The organism is Flavobacteriales bacterium, assembly GCA_013214975.1.
GTDB lineage: Bacteria > Bacteroidota > Bacteroidia > DT-38 > DT-38 > DT-38.
Window position 1 is genome coordinate 1 of sequence record JABSPR010000321.1, and the last position, 5,263, is coordinate 5,263.

Genomic DNA, 5,263 nt, shown 5'->3' on the forward strand with positions numbered 1-5,263 from the left:
CTTCTCAATATAGTCTATAGCCTCTCCAACTGTACCGATTTTCTCAGCTTCGTCGTCTGGAATAGCAATATTGAATTCTTTTTCAAATTCCATGATAAGCTCTACTGTATCTAAGGAATCGGCACCTAAATCGTTAGTAAAGTTTGCGTTTGGAGTTACCTCACTTTCACTTACTCCTAACTTATCTACTATAATAGATATTACTTTTGAAGCCTGATCTGACATAATATTGTTTTTGTGTTTAAGGCTGCAAATAAAGAAAAGATTAGTGTAAAAACAAAATGATTCAAAATCTCTCTTCTTTATTGTGCATAACTATATCTGACTGCTTTCGCTATGATAATTCTAAAGCAGATATCTTTACACCTTATTATGACAAAAATCGCAATTTTCGCTTCCGGCTCTGGGTCCAATGCTTTGGCCATTATTGAGTATTTCAAAATAAAGAATAATGTTAAGGTTGACTTCGTAATTTCTACAAGAAGAAAGGCAGGCGTAATCGTCCATGCAGCTAAAAATGACATCGATCATTATATAATCGATAAAGAAATATTTTACGAATCTTCTATTATTAGAATTAAGCTAACGCAGCGTAAAATTGATTTGATTGTACTGGCAGGGTTTTTATGGAAGGTGCCGGATAACCTTCTAAAAGCTTTTTCAAATAGAATAATAAATATTCATCCTAGCCTATTACCAAAATTTGGCGGTTATGGTATGTATGGAGCCAATGTGCACCAAGCTGTTATTGACGCTAAAGAAACGGCCTCTGGAATTACTATTCATTTAGTAAATGAAAGGTACGATGAAGGCGAGATCCTTTTCCAAAAAAAATGTGAAGTGTTAGAAAGCGACACAGCCGAAGAGTTAGCCGCAAGAGTTCTTGACCTGGAGCATGCTAACTTTCCAAAACAAATAGAAAAGTTTCTTAAAAGCATCTAGATGGCCAAAATCACCATTTACACCGATGGCTCATCAAAAGGGAATCCTGGTAACGGTGGGTATGGTGTTATTATGATGTCGGGAAGCCATCGAAAAGAATTAGCCAAAGGTTTCCGACTTACCACTAATAATAGAATGGAGCTCTTAGGTGTAATTGCAGCTTTAGAAACACTTAAAAATCCTAATCAAGATGTTACCATATATTCCGATTCTAAGTACGTGGTAGACTCTGTAAACAAAGGATGGGTATTCGATTGGCAAAAGAAAAATTTTAAGGGTAAAAAGAATGTTGACCTTTGGCAACGATTTCTATTGATTTATCCTAAGCACAATGTGAAGTTCGTATGGGTAAAGGGACATGCCGACAATCCTTATAACGAGGCGTGCGATCGACTTGCATTTAATGTTGCTGACGAATCCAATCTAGGGATAGACAGTGGCTACGAAAACCAAAAAGAATAACTCTCTCTATTTAATTTCGAACAGAATATAGTTTTCATATTCTGATATTACCTCTTTGTCTTTTTCTTCCTTCAAAGAGATCTCTATGATCTCCGCAATCTTCTTCTTTAAATAGGTCGCTTCTTCTTTATCCTTACCGCTTTTCTCAACGTCAACATAATGCCACTCAAGGTCTTTTAGGGCTAATAAACTAGCCAGTCTATTGTCATCTAAATTATCTTCCCGAGAAATCGATTCAAGAATTGGAATTGCCAGCTTAACAACGGAATCATTTTTTATCCCGGTTAAATACAAAGCATAGTTACCAATCAAATACTCTCTGCTATACGTATCGATCGATTTCATGGTGGATATAAAGAACTCATTGTCTTCTATAGTACCATTCTCAGAATAAAAGTTTGAAAGACCAATCAGCACTTCACTATTGCCTTCCTTTTCAAATCTTTTTGCTAAGCTCCGTCCCTTTTTTTCGTCTTCATTCAAAATATTAATTAGGCCTGTTTTATTTACATAAAAAGAACTGTCGTTTAAAGCTTGCTCTTGCATTGCACTAATATCTGCATCTCCTTTATAGTAATCTGCTAGATGATTTAATGCATATACCCTCACATAAGATTCCGAATCGTGTTGCGCCATCTGAATCACTTTTTCTTTCAAAGAAATTTTCGAAACAGACAAGCTGTCATTCACATAGGTCAATGCTTTCAACTTAATCTTCCAAAATGAATCATCTAAAGCATCAACAAATACTTTCTGAGATACTTCATCGTCCTGATAAGATTTGTATAAGTCTTTAATAGACTCTAGCCTGTCAATAAATTTAGGTGCATTGTAATATTGAAAAACAATCTCCTCTTTTGATTTTGCGTCTTCTTTCTCACAAAGCAGCATCTTATCCGCATCTACATTCACCAGATCTGGTTTTGTCGCTACATCAAAACTGTACCTGTTCTTCACCTTGTCAATTACTACTTTGAACGAATCCACCTTGCCATCATGGTATATATCGATTTTGATAGGTAATCTATAGATCCCATTGACAGCCAAATCCTGTTCCTGATCTATATATACAATTTGACTTTTCTTTTGCTCATCGTAGCTGTATGTAATCTTTAATTCCGGATGACCTTTACCATAAAACCATTGATTAAAAAACCAGTTTAAGTCTTCGCCACTTATCTCTTCAAAAGCCATTCTTAAATGATGAACTTCTGCATCTTGGTATTCATTTTCGGTTAAATAATGTTCTAACGATGCGAAGAAGACTTTGTCGCCAAGATAGTTTCTAAGCATATGTAAAATACACGCTCCTTTCTGATAAGAATGCACGTCAAACATATCTTTTCGATGAGGATGATCGAACCAAACGAGGTCGTGTATCTCACTTTTAGATCCACTTATATAACGCTTAAGATCTTTACTGAGATGATAATCTGCTGCATCCATTCCTTTGTCGTGCTCGAACCAAAGATATTCTCCATAAGTAGCAAAAGACTCGTTTAAGGAGAGGTTTGCCCATGATTCTGCAGTAACCAAGTTACCAAACCAATGATGAAATAACTCATGAGAGATTGTCGCATCGTCGTCCCCATCAAGAAGTTCTCTTTTTGTTTTCTGGAAATTTGTATGGTTTACCACAGCCGATGTATTCTCCATAGCATAGGCGACTTCAAAATCTCTTACAATTACTTGCGAAAATTTTTCCCAAGGAAAACTGTAGCCCAACTTCTTCGAATAGAAGTCGATCATTTCAGGTGTTCGTCCAAAAATATTTCTTGCATACTGCACATAATCGGGTTCAACATAATAGCTCACTTCTATGCCTTTCCATTCGTCTTTAACAACTGCAAAGTCACCAATAATAATTGCCGTTAAATATGGTGCATGAGGCTTTAACTGCTTCCAATAATCGGTTTTTGTACCGTTACCATTATCCGCAGTGAATACAAGTAACCCATTCGATAACGTCGTAAAATTTGTATCAACGGTTAAATAAATTTCTTGGGTATATTTTTCATTTGGCCTATCGTTCGTTGGAAACCAAGACGAAGCCATTTCGGTTTCTCCTTGCGACCAAATCTGATATGACTTTTTACTGCTTGTAGCAACGTCAACAAAGAATAGACCTTGTTGGGATGCAGCGTCTTTTACATCATGTGGATGAGCAGTATATTTTATTTGAACAGTATATTCCTCCTCCGCAGCATAACTTCTATCTAATTCTATAGTCAACTTAAGCGAATCGTATTCGAAATTTAGCGATTGTGTAACTCCATCTTCATTGAGTAAAGACACGTTATGTATATCAAAATACTTGGCGTCCAAAATAAGTTGAGCAACATCCAGAAAGTGGGGTTTAACAGTTAATTCTGCAATACCATAAACTTCTTTTTTATCGTAACTGAAGCTGAGTTCTAACTTAGTGTGGGTAATGTCGTTTACCTTTTTTGCTGAAGGTTTGTAGCCTACTACAAATTCGCTTTGAGCAAGATTCGGCTTAACCTCGATTGGTGGCAATTGAACAATACTCTTACTACATCCCCCTATTATTAGGAGCGGAACAATTACTAGTAAGTAGAATCTATTCATGAACTTAATACCTAACCAAAATTTGTTTGCCGAAAACTATAAATCAACCGCAATAAGGTCACTAAATTTAGCAACTCTATTGGATACATCCTCATTAGATAAGTCTGTTATTCTCTCTATCCCAAATTTTTCAACACAAAATGAGGCTAAAGCTGAACCATAAATTATAGCCTTTTTCATGTTATCGAAATTAATTTCCGATTGCGCGCTCAAATAACCTGCGAATCCACCTGCAAACGTGTCGCCTGCTCCTGTTGGATCAAATACTTCTTCTAACGGCAAACCTGGTGCTGAGAATATTTTATCTCCATGGAACAACAACGCTCCGTGCTCTCCTTTCTTAATGATTAAATATTCTGGACCCATCGCCATAATTTTCTTCGCAGCTGTAACTAGCGAATACTCATCTGAAAGCTGACGTGCCTCCTCGTCATTAATACAAAGCACATCTACCATTCCGATAGTTGTCTTTAAATCGTCCATCATAATGTCCATCCAAAAATTCATTGTATCCATCACAATTAATTTTGGTTTATCATTTAAACGATCGATTACAGATTTCTGAACCCCTGGAGATAAGTTACCTAAAAGAAGCACATCACATCCTTGGTAATTATCTGGAACTGTTGGATCGAATGTTTCTAATACATTTAATTCAGTTGTAATTGTATCTCGCTGATTCATATTATCGTGATACTTACCAGACCAAAAGAATGTTTTCTCATCCTGTCTAATTTCTATTCCTTCCGTGTTAATTCCTTTAGAATTAAGCATCTCTAAGGTCTCATTTGGGAAATCTCCACCAACAACCGATATCAAGTTTATACTCTTTGTAAAGTACGATGCAGACAGACTAATGTATGTACCAGCCCCACCTATAATTTTATCTGTTTTACCGAACGGTGTTTCGATTGCATCGAACGCTACAGAACCAACTACCAATAAACTCATAGCAATATTTTTTTGATTTGCGCAAACCTACAAAAAATTAGTAGGGTATTGGATTATCGGAACAATTAGGTTAATATTGCAAACCTTTTTCGAAAGAAAAGGGTGAAAAAGATTCTCCCTTAGCTCAGCTGGTTAGAGCACCTGACTGTTAATCAGGGTGTCCTAGGTTCGAGTCCTAGAGGGAGAGCAGACGAAAAGCCTTGATATCACAGCATATCAAGGCTTTCTTCTTTTACAAGGAATTCAGTAAAATACAATTGGCAAGCTTTTTTAGTGTTGATAACTCACTGAATTATTTCCGACTCCTCACCGCTCTTGA

General features: G+C 36.3%; 5 protein-coding genes and 1 tRNA gene. 3 read left to right on the forward strand and 3 right to left on the reverse strand.

Annotation, left to right across the window (positions count from 1 at the left end; translation table 11 throughout):
* Positions 1 to 225 (reverse strand): acyl carrier protein (locus HRT72_10205; GenBank protein NQY68075.1); only part of this gene is annotated, 225 nt, incomplete at its 3' end.
* Between the two features lie 147 nt (positions 226 to 372).
* Between HRT72_10205 and HRT72_10210 the strand changes: the two genes are divergently transcribed.
* Both HRT72_10210 and rnhA read left to right on the forward strand, forming a co-directional pair.
* A complete protein-coding gene (locus tag HRT72_10210; protein ID NQY68076.1) occupies positions 373 to 942 on the forward strand; it encodes a phosphoribosylglycinamide formyltransferase in 570 nt (189 codons plus the stop codon).
* The gene (gene rnhA, locus HRT72_10215; GenBank protein ID NQY68077.1) at positions 943 to 1,404 is read left to right on the forward strand and encodes a ribonuclease HI; all 462 of its coding nucleotides are present in this window, start codon (positions 943 to 945) and stop codon (positions 1,402 to 1,404) included.
* A 6-nt stretch (positions 1,405 to 1,410) separates the two neighbouring features.
* Here the strand turns inward: rnhA and HRT72_10220 are convergent, their stop codons facing one another.
* Both HRT72_10220 and HRT72_10225 read right to left on the reverse strand, forming a co-directional pair.
* Positions 1,411 to 3,993, reverse strand: coding sequence for a hypothetical protein (locus HRT72_10220; GenBank protein ID NQY68078.1), 2,583 nt, complete (start codon positions 3,991 to 3,993; stop codon positions 1,411 to 1,413).
* Between the two features lie 36 nt (positions 3,994 to 4,029).
* The gene (locus HRT72_10225; GenBank protein NQY68079.1) at positions 4,030 to 4,944 is read right to left on the reverse strand and encodes a sugar kinase; all 915 of its coding nucleotides are present in this window, start codon (positions 4,942 to 4,944) and stop codon (positions 4,030 to 4,032) included.
* A 113-nt stretch (positions 4,945 to 5,057) separates the two neighbouring features.
* Here HRT72_10225 and HRT72_10230 point away from each other — a divergent pair.
* A tRNA-Asn gene (locus tag HRT72_10230) sits at positions 5,058 to 5,131 on the forward strand.
* The last annotated feature ends 132 nt before the right edge of the window (positions 5,132 to 5,263 follow it).